This window comes from Lentisphaera marina (assembly GCF_028745505.1).
Classification (GTDB): Bacteria; Verrucomicrobiota; Lentisphaeria; order Lentisphaerales; family Lentisphaeraceae; genus Lentisphaera; species Lentisphaera marina.
In genome coordinates, this window is the sequence record NZ_JAQZZL010000002.1 from 1712492 (window position 1) to 1731202 (window position 18711).

Genomic DNA, 18711 nt, shown 5'->3' on the forward strand with positions numbered 1-18711 from the left:
ATGAATTATTAACTTGACTGAGCTCCAAGTTAATTTTAGAGCTATTATCAATATCATTAAACCTTAAATAATGCTTCCCACATAAGAGCGCAGGTTAAAAATACCAAGATCGTTAGATAGCACACTCATTTTCAGACTCTGTGCATTTTTCACAAAGCCTTCACAGATTTATCACAGAAAATCATTGGTAAATTTTCACAAATAAATATATTATTAATCCAGCGTGTTCGGGAGATTATAACACAAAGGGAGTCACTATCATGGATTTTAGATCGACATTTTACGCTTTATTTATTGCCTTATTTATTAGTTCTAGCCTTCAAGCAGAACGTTCATCAAAAACGGATAAGTACTTATCCATTCTCATTAAACGACCTAGTTCGGATTATCTCTTTGATAAATTTTATAGTTCTTGGCTCGAAAATGCTACGGGAAGCGACCTAGAGAAATTTTTAGATGAGAAGTTCGCCGAAACGAAAGAGCCGATTTACCGACAAATCAAAGCTTATTACCTAGAAGCCGAGGGTAGCAATCACGAAGCTCTAGATATTTACAACGACATCATTTCTACCCAAAGTTCCGCGTCGCTTTTATTTCGTCGTGCTAAACTCCAAATGGGCACATTAGAATTTGAGAAAGCAATTGCCGACCTCAAACTAGCTAGTGAGATATCTGACAAAGAGAAGTTGAGTATTCAGATCAACAAACTTCTAGGCAAAATTTATATCCGTGATGAAAAAAAAGAGCTGGGGTTAAAAGTATGGCTCGAGATGGCCGAAAAAAGTGGTGATGAAGACCTATTGGAAGAAGTCATTGAGCTGATGATTGATGAAGGCTTATTTGCTGAAGCTCGAGCTCAAATTGACAAGCTCTTAGAAAAGAGTAAAGACACACATAAAAAGGTCACCCTCACTTTGCGACTGGGTGATATCTACAGAACTCAGGGCAATAAGAATGAAGCTTTAAAAAAATATACCGAGACTCTAGAAAGTATTGGTACAGGCTCTTGGTTGGAGAAGGAAATTCTTTCTCAAATCGAACAGGTTTTTCGCTCAGAAGATAACTTGCATGGTTTAGCAGAATACTATAATAAAATCATTAAAGATAAAAGTAATAACATCGAGATCCTTAAGCGTCAGGCCACAATCTTGTATGAGCTCGGTGAAAAAGACAAATCTTTAAAAGCTTATCAAGATATCGTCAAACTCACTCCCATGAGTAAAGAGAACAAGGAAATTTATGCTCAACAGCTCAGTAAAGCAAAAAAATTCAAAGAAGCCCTCGAACTCACACAAGCTCTGATCAAACAGTACCCAGATGACAAAGAGCTATACATTAGCCAGGCCAAACTTTATCATGAACTCAAAAATAATAAGCAGTGTTCGGCTTCACTTTTTGTTTATATAAATAAAGATTTGGAATCGGAGTATTCCTATATGCGCGCCGCAAATTTATTGCGCAACTTTGAACTTAAAGAAGAAGCTAAAAAAACCTATATTGCGCTCATCGCAAAATACCCTGAAAGTCGCGAAGGGCGCATGTTACATGCGCTCAATCTCTATGAACTCGACGAAAAAGAAGCCGCCCTCAAGGCATACAGCGACTTAGCTAAAACCGATCAAATCAACGATATCCAACGCCTGATCAGCACCCTCAATACTCTAAAAGAAAGAGAAAGCGCTTTTAAGATCTTGATGAAGCAGCATGAGAATTTCAAAAATGATTACAAATACAATGAAATACTACTTGCTGCGGCAAATGGTCTTAAAAATAGCGAAGTAGCTGATAAAGCTGCGACATTGATGTTGAATTCTGCTTCGACAATTAAGGATATCACCAAGGCCTGTAATAATATTATTTTCGCTGCTAAGAAAGCCAATAAATTGGAACAAGTTCAAGAAGAGCTAGAGAACAAGGACCATAGCAGTGACAAAGAAACCATTTTACTGTCGACAATTTACGATCAAATGGGAGAGATTGACTCCGCATTTGAACTTGTTGAAAACAAACTCAAACAAGATCCAAAGCATGAACTCTTTCTGGAACATTCACTTTATTTAAGCAAAAAGAATCGCGAATGGGAACAAGCGATTGCTACACTTACCAGCATCACTCAACTATCGTCCAAGCACAAGGCTAATCGAATCAAGGAATTGGTTTCCTTATCACTGCAAGCAGATAAAAATGACGATGCCTTAAAATGGATTGCCATATGGAAAAAAACTTCGGCGAGCTCCACTAATCCCTACATCCAGGAAGCTGCTATTTATCGCAAGCAGATGGATTATGAAAAATCGGCAGAAGTCCTCAAAAAAGCCATGTTCAAATTCCCCGACAATAAAACTTTACCGCGCCTTTTAGCACAAGACTTAAGTGCCGCAGGAAAAAACAAAAGTGCCAAGAGCGTCTATTGGCGCATGGCGAATAAAAGTGAAGACCTCGGAGAAAAACTCGCCTTGGTACGCTCAATCATTCAACTATCTCAGAGCGACGACAGTGTTGGAGAACTTACTCAAAAACTGCAGAGTCGACTAGAGAACAACCCAAAGAGTATCTTTCCTCCCTTAGCACTCGCCGAGTTGCATCGCCATTCAGGCTATTATGAAGACAGAAGAAAGTTTTTGCTGAAAGCTATAGAGATCAAACCCAACGACATCAACCTACTCAAAGAAATTGCACGTATTGAAGAGGAAGAAGGACAATATGATCGCGCCTTAGAAAGCATTAAGAAAATCATTAGTTTAGATAAAAAACAAAGTCAAAAGTCATTACTTGTGCAGTTTTACATGCGCAATGGTGAAGAAGACCTCGCTTTTGAACAAGTCATTGAAAATTCTGGTGGCAAAAATATGCCGGTAGAAGATGTGATAAAAACGGCGATTTCACTCATTAAAATCCGTTCGGAAAAAACACGCAAGTTCATTGCCCCATACCTACTTCAGTACCCAGAGGATTATCGCATCTCTTTTTTATATGCCATTGCCATGGAAGAACAGGAACTCAACAAAGAGACTGCCTATGCTTACATGAATGTACTTAATGCTACAAAAGAAGTCATCCCCCTCAAAAAGGCTAGTTCAAACACTCCCTCCATTCATATCCACAATCCTAATTCCTATTATAAAGAGCTCGCAGAATACTTACCTCCTGACGCTATCGATCTCATTAAAAACAGCAACAGTACTCACCGAGCTTATTCATATAAACAACAAGGTCACGGCAGGTCTTTTATGATGTCGCCTTTTGCTAGTGCACAAACTTTTCCCATGCCACAAAAGTTAAGCGAAATTGAACCCTTCATTCTTCCTCACTTATCGACAATCTATTTGACATTGGAAGCCGAGGAGCAAGATGAGGTCGTACAAAAGCTCGAAAGTTTAGGGGTAAAGTATGCAAAACTCAAATTAACTGTTTTTAATCAACGTAATCGTCAAAGAAATCAGCTTAAACTCTGGGAAGATTTTGCTGATCTCTATAAAGGAGACAAAACTTTTGAAGCCCTCTATGCCTATATGTTCAGTATCCAAATCCGCACTTTAGAGGATTTTAATAAGCACTACCAAAGAGTAAAGAATCATAACACTCTCCTAGCAGTCAACATGACCATAAATGCTGCTAATAAAAAACTGAAAATCGATGCGAAGTATCTAAAATTTGCCATCGACACTCTGCTGCAGCGCGATCCTGCTAAACTTAGTAGTAGCCGTATTGCTAGCACCCTACTCATAGAAGGCTTAGACGAAGAAAGCATGAACAAACTTAAAAAACTCATGCTAGACACTTACCTTGCCCAAGATCCAAAAAAGAATTCTTGGGGTCATTATCAAATCATTCGTGCTCTTGTGAAGATCAAAGATTATGCCTCCATGATCATCGTTATCAATCACGAAGATGAGTCATATAAAAATAGCAATGGCCAAGTGGTGAACCCTTATTACTTTGGACATCAATATGGTCGGGGGCGTCAACAAGCAATTATCGCACCAATCAAATTCCCGCCAAATAAAGGGCGACTCATCAGCCCTTTCTTACGACAGACATTTAGTGAAAACAACTATTATAATCGCAATGAACCAATTGATAGAGAACTTTTATCAAAAGAGATTTCTCGTATAAAGTCTCCCGCAAGCCGTTTATTTATTGCCGATTATTGCGAAGATGAGAAAACTGCAAAGGATATAATTAACTCACTCGCTAAAGACAATAAATCTTTGGATCAAAGCTTGCTGATCGCTGGCTGGCAAGGCAAACACGAACAAATTAAAGAAGTGGTTGAGCAACTAACGCAAGCACGAAAATTATGCTCAAAGAAAAGTGAGCATAAGCTCGTTAATGGTGCCCTCGTTTATTATATCGAACTTAGTGAAAACGATGAATTAAATGAGCAAGCCAAACTCGCCGCTGAACGCCTTATTGCCCTACGATTAAGTATTCAAGAAAAAGGTGAGCTCGCCTCTTCTCTCGATAATTTAGGTTTTAATAAACTTGCAGACACGCTGGATAAAGAAATTGATAAAGCGACTAGTCGGACGAGCTCAACTGTGTCCAGCTCTGGGTTTTCTTCTAGTCGACGCAATGTGGATCCCACACAAAAAGTTCGCGAACTCTTTAAGAAAGGTGAAGAAGACAAAGCCCTAGCATTTGCTGTAAGAGAATTCCGCAAACTCGCCAAAAGCGAGCTCAATTATAGCACTCAAAGAATGGGCAATAGTTCTTGGCAACTCAAGAACCTTATGCGTTTAATCTTAGAAAAGCGCATGGCAACAAAATTCACCCAACTTTTAAGCCCACAACAGAATGACACTTTTTCTCGAACTCTACTTGAGCGTGCGCTTGCCCACGAACTGCTAAAAGAATCTGATAAAGCTATACAAGATTACCAAACTGTTCTAGAGAAAAACAAAGATAGTAAAGCGGCAAATTTAAGGCTAGCCTTCCTCATTGCTGAGAAAGATCCACAATTGGCAAAAGTTCACTTTTTAAAGGCCACGGGAAAAAACATTAACTTCATTGGTCCAGTCATTAGTTCAATTATCAGCTCCATGTATAACAAAGCTAGCATTTATGATATTTACCCGATCATTGTCGACATCTTGAAAGAGAGTAAGGTCAGCGCTAATCAAGATCAGTACTGGATCAATAATATTTTGAGCCAAATGGAAAACAGTGTCCATACCAATGAATTCCAGCTTCCTCATATGTTCGACCAAAAACAAACCGTCGGACGTTCGAAAAATAAAGAAAAAGCTAAAGCTGTTTTGATCAAACGGGAAAAATCTTATATTGAAATGTGTAAAGTCGCACTCAAATTCCCAAGCACCTCTTCTTACGCCTTTGGACGTTTGGAATACTTGATCAGTCAGGGTCGATTGAAATCTGAAAACAGCTTCCTTCTTGCAAAGCAAGTTCTAACTAGCTCCAGTGACAATCAATATTATCAGTCACATACACAATCCTTCTACGTCAATAACATGCAAATCGAAGCTAAGTCTGCTGAAGATGTATATGTACATCATGTCATGACTCATTCTTTATTTGAAGATGAAAAAGACTTCATTAAGGGCTTAAATTTCTTGGGCACTCGCATTAAAGAAAAAATTGAAAAGAGTAAGCCTCTGTATGAATGTGAGCCCAAAGATTTTATCGCTACAGGAGAAAAATTCCTTAAAGATAATAAAGATGATTTTCAATTCAAAGCATGCAAAGTTTTAATCAATGCTCATGAAAGTCGTAAACTTGACGCTGATATTACCCCTCTCATTATGAGTCAATTTAAAAGTGATTTAAATTCTACCATGATTCACGGTAAGGACATGTCGTATTTGGGAACTTGGACGAAAGCACTAATCAATAACAAGCCGGAATTGCTCGCAAACTTTTTTGACCAAATGGCCGCTGCCTATCAAGAAGCTATCGAAAAACTCCCCAAACAAAGTGATGCCAATAGACATAACCCCATGAATCACATTCTTTCTTCGTCTATGGGCAAAGTCTTTGGTGAGTGCATCAATTCAAAATTAGCCTATACAATTCAGCTTATCCAAATGCTTAACAAGCATAAAATCTCGCAAAATGAGATCCTATTTCGCAACTCAAACCTATCCTATTCCCTGAGTAATATCTTCCGAAAAAACAATGATCTATATGACGACATAAAAGTGACTCCTTTATTTGCGGACTTAGCAAATTTTGATGCTATCGAACTTCCAAAAGCACGAGAAAAAAGCTCCATCCTCAGAGAAGTTACCTACAACACAAAAAACAATAGCCAACTGAAAAAATCTTACCTCGCCAAACTCAAAAAAGAAGAGAAACAGACTTTCGGTATCCAGTACTTAGTCGTTTTACTAGAAAATAATGATGCCGCGAAAGTTTATACTTTTTTAGATACACAATTAAGCGCGTTTAAACAATTACCGAAAGACAAACAAGAAAAATTCTTAAGCTCCTTAGAAGGCTTGATGAAGCAGTACCCCTACAAAAATAAAATATCTAGTGTCACAGGGGCATTCCGTGATTTTGAACAAAATTATCAATCTAGTCATTCTGGAGATAAGCTTAGTGAATTCCTCAAGAGAAAAGTTGGGAATGATTACTACAATTATACGCAAGATGCGGGTCTGCTCATTAATGAAACCCTTAAAAAAGATTATAAAAAATCTCAGGAATTGTGGGAGCACAGCCTCAAGCAATTGCGTAAATTCCAATTGCGTCAAAGCTCACAATTTTATGGTGGCAACTCCATGTCTGAGCATCTGTTTAATGAAGTTCGCAATGACGATTCCTATAGCGTTTTAAAACTTCGCTTTTTAAAATCAGTCATTTCTTCAGTCAAATTTAACCGTCGTAATAAGCATGATCGCCAAGAAGCTATTCAGCAGCTCTATACTCAAACCGTTCGGGCACTATATGATAAATATCGCCCCGACTCAAAAACAAAGGCCGAAGCTAATTTCCTTTCAATCAAAGAGCTTTTAGATAATGATGACTTAGCTCAAGATATCGAAATCCCCTTCACCTGTCTTTTAGGAAATGCCTTACGACAATCTTCTGGAGCTGAGTTACAGAAGCTAGAAAACTATTTAAAGAATCATGATACTTATAAAAATAACACTGAGCTTATTTTAGTAAGTTCTTACTTAGGTCAGTATAAAAAGGACAATAAAACCAATGTCCCGAATGACTTAATAAATCATTACTCCGAATACTTGAAAAATGATAAAGTGAACTTGAGTATTCGTTTCATTTCAATGCATAAAGTCCTTTTCAACACCCTCAATAATGCGGCTGAATCTGATGCACAAAACAAACTCTTTTACCAGGTTTGTGATTTAGCGAGTCAAAGTAAGAATACTGAGCACAACTACTACTATGAACAGTTACTTGATCGTCTTTTCCTCATTAAAAATAAAAATGAAAATTGGAAAAAAGCCGCCAAACAAGTGGTTTCATTAACTGAGTTTCATGCTAGGAATGATCCTAGCTCATTTCATGGTCATCATAATTCTTACAACGAAAACTTGTTAACTCTCTTTTACACTTTCTTTAAAATTGATGAAGAAGCTAAAGCCAAAAGCTACCTAAATAAAAGTGAACTTCGCCTTAAAAATAGATTCGAAACAATTTGGATCCTCATCCTAAATGATCATATCGAAGAAGCGAGTCAAATTAGTAAAGACAATTTAATACTTATGGACTCTCCGAGTAATTTCTGGAATGGCCTCCGCAATTTAAAAATTGATGACAAAATCGAAAAGTACTTCCTCTCTCTAGAAGATAAAGAACTCGCATATTTAGCTCGAGTTTATTATGCTTTTGCTTCTAAAAACAAAGATTTGCAGTTGGAACTCGTCAAAAAATTCGAAGGTCTTAAACTACAAAATAAGGTCGCAAGAAAAAAATTAATCGAAATATTCAACAGCAGTGATAAAACTAAAAAGTTTGTCGAAAAGTTTAATGCCGAACTTTTTGATTCTACCGATCCTCTTCCCATTATCTACTCAGATAACAATCAGAAAAATGCGAGTTACGCAAATTATCTCTTTGCAGGTCTAGCCATCATGACTCAAGGCGACATAGAAGAAGTCGCTACTAAGATCAAAAAAGCTAGTATGGATGAAGATTATGATTATCAAGCAGAAAATTTAGTTGAAGCTATCTCGTCGGCTTATGATCAATCACTTAAAAGCCCTACTTACGAAGAAGATTTTGAAATCAAAGCCAAAAAGCTCATCATGCTCGGTGAGAAATTATCTCCCATCTGTGATCATGCTCGTGATGTTGAGCACATGTTTTTCACCACATACATTTTAAAGAATCAACTAGAGGGAGAAAAGGCCACAAATGAATGGTTAAAAACTTTCTCAGATGCTTATTTTGATAATCTTCGAAGCCATGACCTGATTCAATGCCTCAATATTTTTTCTAAGTTATATAATGAAAAAGTGCCCGAGCAAGCCACTCTTATCAACAAAAACAAGAGCCAATACATTTCTCTAGAGAATAGTCAATTTTCAATTATTTTCCCAAGTGAAGAAAGTCGCTCACGCGCCGTACAAGATATATCGAATCAGCTCTCTCGAAATATTAAAAAGCTCTCTGACTTAAAGAGTTTTTCTCCTGAGTTCGCTGCGATCGTCGCAAAAAGTAATAATGGCTACAAACTCTGGCAACTGATCGATCAGCAATACAGGGCAAATAAAAAAATTGCTGATGCCAATCCTTTCGAACTTACCATTGACCTAGCTTACAAGCTCATTGCAGATTATAAGACTTCATCTTCAAGCAAAATGAATAGCTTCCTCAGTCGTCTGGATAACAAGAAATTAGATGCCAATATTACTTATTTAGCGAACCTAAATAATAAACCCGATTGGCTACGAGAACTAGAGGTTAACTTAATCTACAAAAAAGCTCTAAATGATAAAGCAGAAAAATGTCCTGATAGTTTTGTAGAGTTTTATCAGAATTATTTTGCTGATACTGAAATACTTGCCCATGAGCGCTTAAAAGCCTACTACAATAACTACTCAAGCTTTAAGCAGTGCCCAATTATTATCGATAGTATCATCCCACTTTTTAAACAGAGCAGTGCCGATAGCCATGTTAAAAATAATGCCTTTCATGAGCTACTTATGCTCGCTATGCATTACTCGCCCGTAGGAGAGCACGAAAGTACTTTAAATAACTTATTGAAACTCAGTAAAGAACAGCCTGATCTCGGCTCCAATAAAGCTATACTCAATCAGATTTTACTACGAGATATTAAAATCCGACTTAATCAAAGCTATGAAAACCCAGAGAATATCTTGAGCCTTAAAGAAAGCTACCTGAGTTTGATTTATCATGGTAAACACCAAGAATTTGCGGATTTATTTTCGGCAAATTGGCAAAAAATAAAACTCTTCGATAGTCTAACTAGGTGTTTTCTCCCGAGCAAAGAGCACGATCCTTATTTCACGGCTAGCATAGAAAAACTAGCTTCCCCTGAGCTCAAACTCTTAGCCCAAGCCATCTACTACAATGAGTCGAAATTAATCCGAAAAGACTTTTCTTTTTACCGTTACAATCATACTCAAGGTTCTGGAAGTAAATTGGATCAAGTCGCAATAGACTTTAGTAAAACACAATTTACTCAAACCAAAATCAAACAGTCCATTGCTCTCTTATTGATGCTTCGCAGCAAAGGACGTGAAGTCGCAAAAGATGACGTCATCAGTTTTATCAAAAGCCAAAAACTCGAAGAGATCATGAAGCAACATAAGCATCATTATCGCGTCGCCTATTCACTTTACATACGAGAACTTATTCAAACTAATCAATTCAAAGCCGCTGAAGAAACCTGCATTAAAATCAATCAACTTGCCAATCGTGATCGCACTATCAAAAACTCTTGTCATTCCTACTTACAGGAGATTTCCACCATGCTAGTCAAGGAAATTACTGAGGGTAAAATCAAAGTAGCGACTCCTAATGAATGGCAACAATTGAAAGCTCTTGCTGAGGCGATGCTGAAATCAAATGATCACCCTTACCATTTCGCATCTTTACTGCAGCTCCTTTCTGTTAGTAGCACCTTAGAGGATAAGCCGGAAGAAGCCTTACTATGGCTGAATAAAATGACTCCAAAATACCAAAAGCGCTTCAGTGAATATGAACTCTATAAAATCCTCAATAAGCTAAATGAATGGAATCCAAGGATTAATGCAGATAATTTAACTCAAAGCCAAGTCAAAGTTATTGACTCTCCCGCATGTAAGCTCATGTTTAAAAAGCGTAAAAACGAAATTGTTCGATTAAAGAACAGACTCAAACTTAAGTAATTAGGTGAATTATGAATGAGATAAACCATTTTTTAGAGCTAGTAAAGGCCAGGTTACTTAAAGCACGCCTAGCCTCTTTACTGGGGCCAGTATTGCTAGCTTTAAGCTGTGCTTGGCTCATTATCTCTCTTTACTTCTGTAGCCAAGGACAAAAAGTAGATAAATCTAGCTTAATCTTGCCTCTCATTGTAGCGATCGTGGCCTATCTCTTCATCACCTTCTCCAAGGCTCCCAATAAAGTTGCCGCAGCCATTTATGCAGATGCCTTTTTTAAACTTAAAAATGCTCTTGTTTCCAATTTAGATTTCATGAAGCGCAGCGATTCAGATCAAACTCAAAAACAATTCTATGATTTGCAACTCAAGCAGACTTCCGAGCTTTGTAATCAACAAAATATCGAACTCATCCCCATCAAATACTCCAGAAAGAGTTTGAGCTTAGCTGCTGTTTTTCTAGTCGCGACTTTGATCCTCTGCTCCTTTGATGATTCAGATGAACTCAAGCAAGAAAAAGCCTTAGCAAAAGCCACTTTGGAAACGACTCAAAGCAATAAAAAAGAACTCGAAAAAACAATCGAGGAACTCGAAGAAAAAATGACTGAAGAAGAGCGCGAGCTCTTTAAATCGAGTAAGATCAAACAAGTCTTAAAAAATATTGAGGCAAGTGAAAATAAGCTCGAAGCTTTACGTCAATACGCCAAACTCGAGAAAGAAATCTCGACTCAAAATGACAAGATGAACATGCGTCAAGACAAAAAATTACTCGATGAGATTTCACGAGAACTCGAGAAAAATCGCGCCACAAATAAAATGGGACAAATGTTTGCTAAACAGCAATACAAAGATGCGGCTAAAGAACTTAAAGACAAAATGAAAAAACTCCAAGAAGCCCTAAAGAACTCTTCGGAAAAGCAAGCTTCTAAAGAGGCCCAGAAATTGGCTAATGAAATGAAGAATATGAGTCAAAAAATGCAAAATGCCGCAGAGAATCTAAAAGCCAACAATAGCCAAATGAAGATGGATATTAGCAAAATGGCAAAGCTCAGTGAAAAGCTTTCTAGTAATATCTGTAAAAATCCGTCACAATGTAATATGAGTGAAGCTAAGGAATGCAGTGGTGAAATGAAAGATGCCGTCCTTAAACTCTGCGATAAACTAAATGAAAATGAAACCAAAAATCTCTTTCTAGCAAAGCTCGATAAAATGCAACAGGCATTAGCTATGTCTCAGGCTAAAATCAATGGTATGAGTTCATCTATGGCTTTAGCAAAAGGAATCGGTTCCAGTAGCGATAACTCAACAAATGAAACAAAGCAAAACATTGACCCCGCTTACGATACACAAATCAAAGGCCAACAAGGAGAGGGAAGTTCCCTGACTCAAATTGAGCAAGCCAGTAGTGGTGCGGGAGTGTCGAGGTCTCAAGATTCGACGGGTCGCCAAATCGAATATAAACGTCAAATGGAATCATTCATTGAACAAGAGAATGTCCCTGAAGCCATGAAATCCGGCGTTAAAGAGTACTTTAAAAAAATTCATAAAGAAGAGGAGTAATTATGTCAGTCAGTCATGAGAACGAGCTAGTAGAAAAAGAGGTAAATGAATTTAGAAGTACTTTCACGGCTCTAAAAGATGAAATCAGCAAATTCATTGTGGGTCAAGATGAAGTCGTCAACCACGTGCTCATTTCTATTATTGCAGGTGGCCACGTCTTACTTGAGGGTGTCCCAGGACTCGGTAAAACGGCTTTAGTCAACACCATTTCAAAAGCTATTCACTTGGATTCAAAACGCATTCAGTTTACCCCAGACCTCTTGCCCGCCGATATTTTAGGTACCAACATTCTCGTAGAGCGCGATGGAGAAAAAATATTTGAGTTTCAAAAAGGCCCCGTTTTCACCAACATCCTCTTAGCAGATGAAATCAACCGTGCGACACCAAAAACTCAATCGGCACTCCTCGAGACTATGCAGGAAAAAACTGTCACTGTTGCTAACAAAACCCACATTCTCGATAAACCCTATTTTGTGTTAGCCACACAAAACCCACTTGAAATGGATGGCACTTACCCCCTACCCGAAGCTCAATTGGACCGCTTCTTTTTCAAACTTGATGTCAAAATGCCCAATCACGATGAGTTTTCTCAAATCCTAGATCGTACTACGGGACTAACTCGTCCAGAGATCAAAGCCATCACCAATGGCGAACGCATAATTGAAATGGGTAAGACTGCTTGCCAAGTTCCTATTGCTGAGGACATCAAAAACTACCTCATTAAACTTGCCATTTCGACTCATCCAGAAAAGGACGAATCCCCTAATGTTGTCAAGCAATACATTCGTTATGGCGTCTCGCCACGTGCAGCTCAAGCTATTCTTCTTGCAGCGCGAATTCACGCCCTCATTGCTGGCCGATATCACGTCGCTAAAGAAGATATTAATGCGGTTGCGATCCCCGCAATGAGACACAGAATGTTACTGAGTTTCGAAGGCGAAGCCGAAGGCATAACTACCGAGCAAATTATTAAAGATATTATCCAGTTGCTCAATTAATAAGATGTTATTAACTGACCCACAATTTATCAAGCGTTTAGAAATGCTGGCACTCTTGGCACGCAAGGTTCTCAATGGAGAACTCAAGGCGGATCGCAAGAGTAATAAAAAGGGAAGTGGTACGACTTTTGCTGATTATCAAGAATACAATCAGGGCGATGACCTGCGTAATATTGACTGGAATATTGCCGCTCGACTCGAACAATTGGTAATTAAACTCTTTGAACTTGAAGAAGATGTGCAGATCAACATCTTAGTTGACCTCAGTCACTCTATGGCATCGAAGCAACTCTATGCCAAACAGCTCACTGCAGCGCTTTCATATATTGCCTTAAGCAATACTGATCGACTCACAGTTTATGGCATGGCTGATTCACTGCAAACGGTTTTAAAACCGAGTCATGGCAAAAGTAAAATTTTTCCCATGCTCAAAAGTTTAGAGGACTGCACTCTATTTGGCCAAGACACCAAGTTTTTGAGTTCCATCAAGACTTTACAGGCAAAACTTAAACGCCCTTCAGTCTGTGTCGTCATCTCTGATTTCCTTGTCGAAGAAGGTTACAAAAAAGCTCTCGACTTACTACGTTGGTCAAAGAATGATGTATTCTGTATTCAAGTGCTCGATCCCAGCGAACTCGATTGTAATTTACGGGGTGACCTCGAACTCGAATGTGTCGAAACTAAAGCCCTCAAAAAAGTGACCGTTAGTCCTGCGGAAGCCGCAAAATTCAATCAACTTGTCGCTGCTTGGAATGAAGACCTCAAAAACGACTGCGCTAAATCTGGTATTGGACTTATTCAAACGACTACCGAGACTCCCTTCGAAACCGTGATTCAAAGTATTTTACGACGCGGAGGCCTCGTCGCATGACTTTTTTAAACCCTGCGGCACTTTGGGCTTTCTTAGCACTCATTCCTCTCATTGCCCTCTATTTCTTTAAAGTTCGTCCCGAAAAGAAGTCGACTTCTGCTCTCTTTTTGTGGAATCAAATTTTTGAAGAAAAAAAGCAAAATGGTTTATTCAAAAATATGCGGGATCTCATTAGCCTCCTCATCTTAATCCTTGCGTTTTCAGCAATTATTTTAGCCATGGCTAAACCCTCTTTTACTTTTGATGACGAGAATAATAAGCTCGTGATTATCATTGATAATAGCGCAAGTATGGCGAGCCTTGAAAACAAATCTAGCCGTTTGGAATTAGCTAAGCAACAAGCCATCAATATAGTCAAAAGTCTTTCATCATCACAAACGGCCCTAATCTGTTCCATTTCTGACTCTCTGCAGATTAATGTGGACTCCAGTAGTAATCGACGCAGTTTGATCAAAGGTATTGAATCTATTCAACAAAGCCAAAAGCCCTTAAACCCCCAAGAACTCAATGCCATCGCCAAGAATAAAAATATCATCGCCGATTCTCGTTTTATCTTTATTTCTGATAGCTGTTTCCAAGGATCAGAGCAAGTTGAGCACCTGGAACTCCTAAAGCTAGGAAGCCAACTAGAAAACATTGGCATCACAGCTTTCGACATTAGACAAATCCCTGGAGACAATAATCAACTTGCCATCTTCTTTCAGCTTTCCAGTAGCTTTGAGCAAATCCAAGAAATCGAACTTCATCTCGCACATGAAGATCCTAATCAACTCGTAAAAATTATTCCACTCTCTGTAGAGCCCGGCCTCAGTGAAGCAAAAGTCATGTCACTATCAGATGAAAGAACGGGAGCATGGTTTCTGAAACTTGAGATTAACGATGCCCTCGCAATTGATAACTTAGCTTTTGCACAGCTTAATCCTCCTAGCCCCGTCCGTATTCAGTTAGATTTGAACAAGAATCATGCGTTTTTCAAGCGCTGTGTCGATGCTTTTCACCAGGCCGGACAAACGATGAAAGCCGTCTCTCAATCTCCTGAAATCAGCATTTCCTCCAATGGCGAAAATACTGGGGTCAAAAAAATCATCTTTGCACCTCAAGGAGAATCTCCCTTTTGGAACACAGAAGCAAAAGCTATCGAAAATATCTCTCCTAGAGTTCTATTACCCGATCACCCCGCCATAAAATTCTGTCCTCTAGATACACTCACTTTCGAAGGTGCACAAAACATTTCGGCCCCAGCTAATTCAATTATCCTTGTAGAAAATGAAGATAAAGTGCCTCTACTCTACAAAACTACTGTGGATGGTACGACTGCGATTATTGTCAATATGGATCCTGCTAAAGCTGAGCTCTACTTCAATATCTACTTCCCCGTTTTAATTTACTCACTCTCATATGATTTAAGTGGTCGCGATGCCATTGAAAAATCCAACTACCTTACTGGCGATGTTCTAGAAATTTCCAATATGCAAAAAATCCAGGGACCTGAAGGTGAACTCGATGCCGCACAAAGTCTCGTGAAATTCAATCACGCAGGGTTTTATAAAATAACTAAAGCGGGAAAAGAAGAACAATTTGCCGTTTCTTTAAACAATCAATTTGAATCCAATGTTTACAATAAATTCAGCAAATCAACTGCAAAAGCCATCAATTCCAGTTTCCCCTTGGGCGATGCTTTACTCATTCTTGCCCTTCTTCTCATTACTTGCGAAGCCATACTCTACCATAGAAGGAAACTCGGTTAATGACGCTCACAACTTTCACTCCGCTTCTCTGCCTAGTAATTTTAATTCCTCTTGGCTACTTCATCTTCACCACGCTTGTCACTCGCCCCAACAAAAAGCGCTATGCCGCCAATTTTTTCCGTATCAGTGCAATCATTTTTCTGATCATTGCCCTTTGCCATCCCTACTTCTCTAGTTCATCTAAAGATCTACACATTGTTTATCTAGTCGATGTTTCGCAGTCAGTTGATTTAGATGATGCTCAGAAAGCTTTACTTAGCATTGAGAAAAATATTGCTTCTCTTAAAGCTAATGACTCGCACTCCCTGTACATGTTCGCTAATGGAGTCAAAAAAACTAACATCAAGGAACTGAAACAAACACTTACAGATTGGGACAGTAAATTTTCTGACGACCAATTTCGGAGCCAATCTTCGATTGCCGCCGCCCTTGAACTTGTTAAAATGGTGTATCCCGCCAACAAAATCAAAAAGCTCTGCCTCTTTTCCGATGGGATTGAAACTGGAGACAAATTATTCTCCTCAATTGAAAGCTTAAAAGCCGAAGAAATTAATATTAATTTCCAAGAACTCAAGAAAATTCAAAAACCAGAAGTCTCTGTCACTGAGCTCAAGACTAGTACGCCCATTGCCTATCGCGGAGAAGTCGTCAGGATGACAGCTACGGTATTAAGTAATTATGATACCAAGGCGAAACTGAAGTTTGTTTCACAAGGAGTCATTGTACATGCCCTGGATCTAGAACTCGAAAAAGACACTCCAAAGAAGGTAAACTTCCAAGTCACTAGTAACGAAACAACGAGTGGAATTTGGGAAGCAGAAATCTCTGCCCCGAAAGATTATTTCCCCATTAACAATACGGCACGTTGTTCACTAATCATGCAGGGAGAAGCGAAAGTCCTTGCCCTGCACAATAAACCCACAAAATTACGGGAGCTTAAAAAAGCCCTCGAAAAACAGGGGATTAGCATGGATGTTCGCGGTAAATTTGGCCTCCCCGCTTCATTACAAGCCCTCAATGAATTCGATGCGATTATGTTTGCCGATATTGATGCTACAAATTTAAGTGCTCGACAAATGGATAATGTCAGAAAATACGTCACCGAATTTGGTGGTGGTTTAATCATGACGGGTTCTGAAAATAGCTTTGGCCTTGGCGGTTATTACAAAACCCCCATTGAAGAAGTCTTGCCAGTCACCTCGCGATATGAAAAAGAAAAAGAGCAACCTTCCTTAGGACTCGTGCTCATTATCGATAAATCTGGCAGTATGAGTGGTCAGCCTATTGTTTTGGCTCGCGAAGCCTCCAAAGCCGCCGTCGAATTACTTTCCAGTCGCGACCAAGTTGGTGTCATCGCTTTTGATGGCAATGCTAAATTAGTCACAGACCTGACTTCGGCTGCCAACAAGGGTGAAGTTCTATCACAGATTGATGGCATTGGTGCGGGAGGTGGAACTAACCTTTATCCTGCTATGCTGATGGGTCGTGATATGCTTGGCGTTTCAAGTTCAAAAATCAAGCATATGATCATTTTAAGTGATGGCCAGAGCCAGGGTGGTGATTTTGAAGGTATCAGCTCTGAGCTTTCACAAATGGGAGTCACGATCTCCACCGTATCTCTTGGTCAAGGAGCAGCCGTTGACCTGATGGCTGCCATTGCTCAAATTGGCAATGGTCGTGCATACGTCACCAATAATGCGGAAGAGATGCCGCGCATCTTCACCAAGGAAACTATGGAAGCTTCGCGCTCAGCTATTAAAGAAGAGCCTTTCTCGCCTATCAAAATTAATGATTCCGATTACCTACAGGGTATTAATATAGACGAAACGCCTTTGCTACTCGGTTACGTGATGACAAAAATCAAAGCTTCGGCTCAAGTTCAACTTCTCACAGAAACTGGTGATCCCCTGCTGGCTTCAGGTAGGTATGGACTTGGCCAATCGATTGCCTTCACTTCGGATGCTACCGAATTATGGGCTGGTGAATGGCTAGAATGGAATGATTTCGGTAAATTCTGGGCTCAAGTTGTACGCTCGATTGTACGCAATAAATCCGCGCAAGGTTTCATTACTAATTTACAAAATGATGACAAGGAAATGAACTTAGCTATTTACCGGAGTAACGAAAATGGAACGCCTGAGAATCATGTCTCATGGGATGCGACACTCATGGATAATAATGGTAAAATTCAGAAACTTCCCATCCAACAAACTGGATTTGGAACTTATCAAAGTCGCTTTGCTAAGCCTAAAGATGAAAACTTCACCATTCGTCTTCACGATCAAAGTAATAATCGCCTCAAAACTATTACAAAAATTAGTAGCTACCCAAAAGAATATTTACTCGCCTCCGCTAAACCTGAAGTTTTTGATAGTTTAGCACCTTTTAGTGAGCCCATTTCCTTTGCAGACCGAGAAGAAATTAAAACTCAAAAACCCGCACTCAACATTTTTGCGCTGATCGCAATCATGAGTTTAATTCTAAGCACCCTATTCCGCAGGATTTAAACTTTTCGCTTCCCCAAAATCTTTGCAAAGAGTACGCCAGAAATAATTCCAAATAAATGGCTCTCCCAAGAAATAAATTCTTTTGTGGGCAAGGCCTCAAAGACCATACCCCCATAGATTATCCCGATTAAGATGGCCAGAAAAAATGATTTCCAATTCTTGGCAAACCACCCCGACGCCACGACAAAACCAAAGTAAGAAAAAATCAATAAACTCGATCCTGCATGAACTGAATTAGGACGTCCCACTAGCCAAACTGCGAGCCCCGCAAAAACACAGGAGAACAAAGTCAGTTTAACAAAAATCCTGCGATCTTCTAAAACAACTAAGCCCCCCAGAATCGCAAATGAAATACTGTTGAGTATGTAATGCTCAGGAGAGAAATGTAAAAAAGGTGCTGTAAAAATCGCCCACAAACGCGAGGGGTCTCGTGGAATTATACCTCCATTCACACTCAAGGCGTACTGCGACAAATGGTTCGCGAATTCCAAGACTCCCATGAACACTAAAAGTGATGCGACCCAACGGAATGAGATTTTAAATCTCTCCCAAAATTTCATCTTTGCCATCTTAGTTCCCTCCAAATGTTTAATGAGATACTTTAAATCTGACCGAGTATTTATCAACATCAGCTAAAGTTCCTAAGAACACTCATCTGTCATTAAAATAAGCGCTATTAAAAGAAGTCCGTTTCCACTAAACTTTTTACTCC

The 18711-nt window shown here is 39.1% G+C and carries 7 protein-coding genes; 6 read left to right on the forward strand and 1 reads right to left on the reverse strand.

Going from position 1 to position 18711, the window contains the following annotated elements:
• The first annotated feature begins 260 nt into the window (after positions 1-260).
• From PQO01_RS17965 to PQO01_RS17990, 6 genes are read left to right on the forward strand one after another with little or no spacing between them, the layout of a single operon-like run.
• Complete coding sequence (locus tag PQO01_RS17965; protein ID WP_274315559.1) at positions 261-10322, forward strand: tetratricopeptide repeat protein; 10062 nt, start codon at positions 261-263, stop codon at positions 10320-10322.
• A gap of 11 nt (positions 10323-10333) precedes the next feature.
• Positions 10334-11875 carry a hypothetical protein gene (locus tag PQO01_RS17970; RefSeq protein ID WP_274315560.1) on the forward strand — a complete coding sequence of 514 codons (1542 nt, stop codon included), beginning with the start codon at positions 10334-10336 and terminating at the stop codon, positions 11873-11875.
• A 2-nt stretch (positions 11876-11877) separates the two neighbouring features.
• Positions 11878-12873: an AAA family ATPase gene (locus PQO01_RS17975; RefSeq protein WP_274315561.1), complete on the forward strand. Its 996-nt coding sequence runs from the start codon at positions 11878-11880 to the stop codon at positions 12871-12873.
• 4 nt (positions 12874-12877) lie between these two features.
• Positions 12878-13744, forward strand: a complete 867-nt coding sequence (locus tag PQO01_RS17980) for a DUF58 domain-containing protein (protein ID WP_274315562.1) — start codon at positions 12878-12880, stop codon at positions 13742-13744.
• Positions 13741-15492, forward strand: coding sequence for a vWA domain-containing protein (locus tag PQO01_RS17985; protein WP_274315564.1), 1752 nt, complete (start codon positions 13741-13743; stop codon positions 15490-15492). The genes PQO01_RS17980 and PQO01_RS17985 overlap by 4 nt, the downstream gene beginning before the upstream one ends.
• The gene (locus PQO01_RS17990; protein WP_274315565.1) at positions 15492-17999 is read left to right on the forward strand and encodes a VWA domain-containing protein; all 2508 of its coding nucleotides are present in this window, start codon (positions 15492-15494) and stop codon (positions 17997-17999) included. Before PQO01_RS17985 ends, PQO01_RS17990 begins: the two co-directional genes overlap by 1 nt.
• On the opposite strand, the gene PQO01_RS17995 is transcribed toward PQO01_RS17990, so the two are convergent.
• Positions 17996-18568, reverse strand: coding sequence for a rhomboid family intramembrane serine protease (locus PQO01_RS17995; protein ID WP_274315566.1), 573 nt, complete (start codon positions 18566-18568; stop codon positions 17996-17998). The two genes, PQO01_RS17990 and PQO01_RS17995, sit on opposite strands and share 4 nt — an antisense overlap.
• Positions 18569-18711 lie beyond the last annotated feature (143 nt).

Coding starts and splice junctions, on each gene's coding strand:
- PQO01_RS17965 (WP_274315559.1), top strand. CDS start 261: ATGGATTTTAGATCGACATTTTACGCTTTATTTATTGCCTTATTTATT.
- PQO01_RS17975 (WP_274315561.1), top strand. CDS start 11,878: ATGTCAGTCAGTCATGAGAACGAGCTAGTAGAAAAAGAGGTAAATGAA.
- PQO01_RS17995 (WP_274315566.1), bottom strand. CDS start 18,568: ATGGCAAAGATGAAATTTTGGGAGAGATTTAAAATCTCATTCCGTTGG.
- PQO01_RS17970 (WP_274315560.1), top strand. CDS start 10,334: ATGAATGAGATAAACCATTTTTTAGAGCTAGTAAAGGCCAGGTTACTT.
- PQO01_RS17990 (WP_274315565.1), top strand. CDS start 15,492: ATGACGCTCACAACTTTCACTCCGCTTCTCTGCCTAGTAATTTTAATT.
- PQO01_RS17985 (WP_274315564.1), top strand. CDS start 13,741: ATGACTTTTTTAAACCCTGCGGCACTTTGGGCTTTCTTAGCACTCATT.
- PQO01_RS17980 (WP_274315562.1), top strand. CDS start 12,878: ATGTTATTAACTGACCCACAATTTATCAAGCGTTTAGAAATGCTGGCA.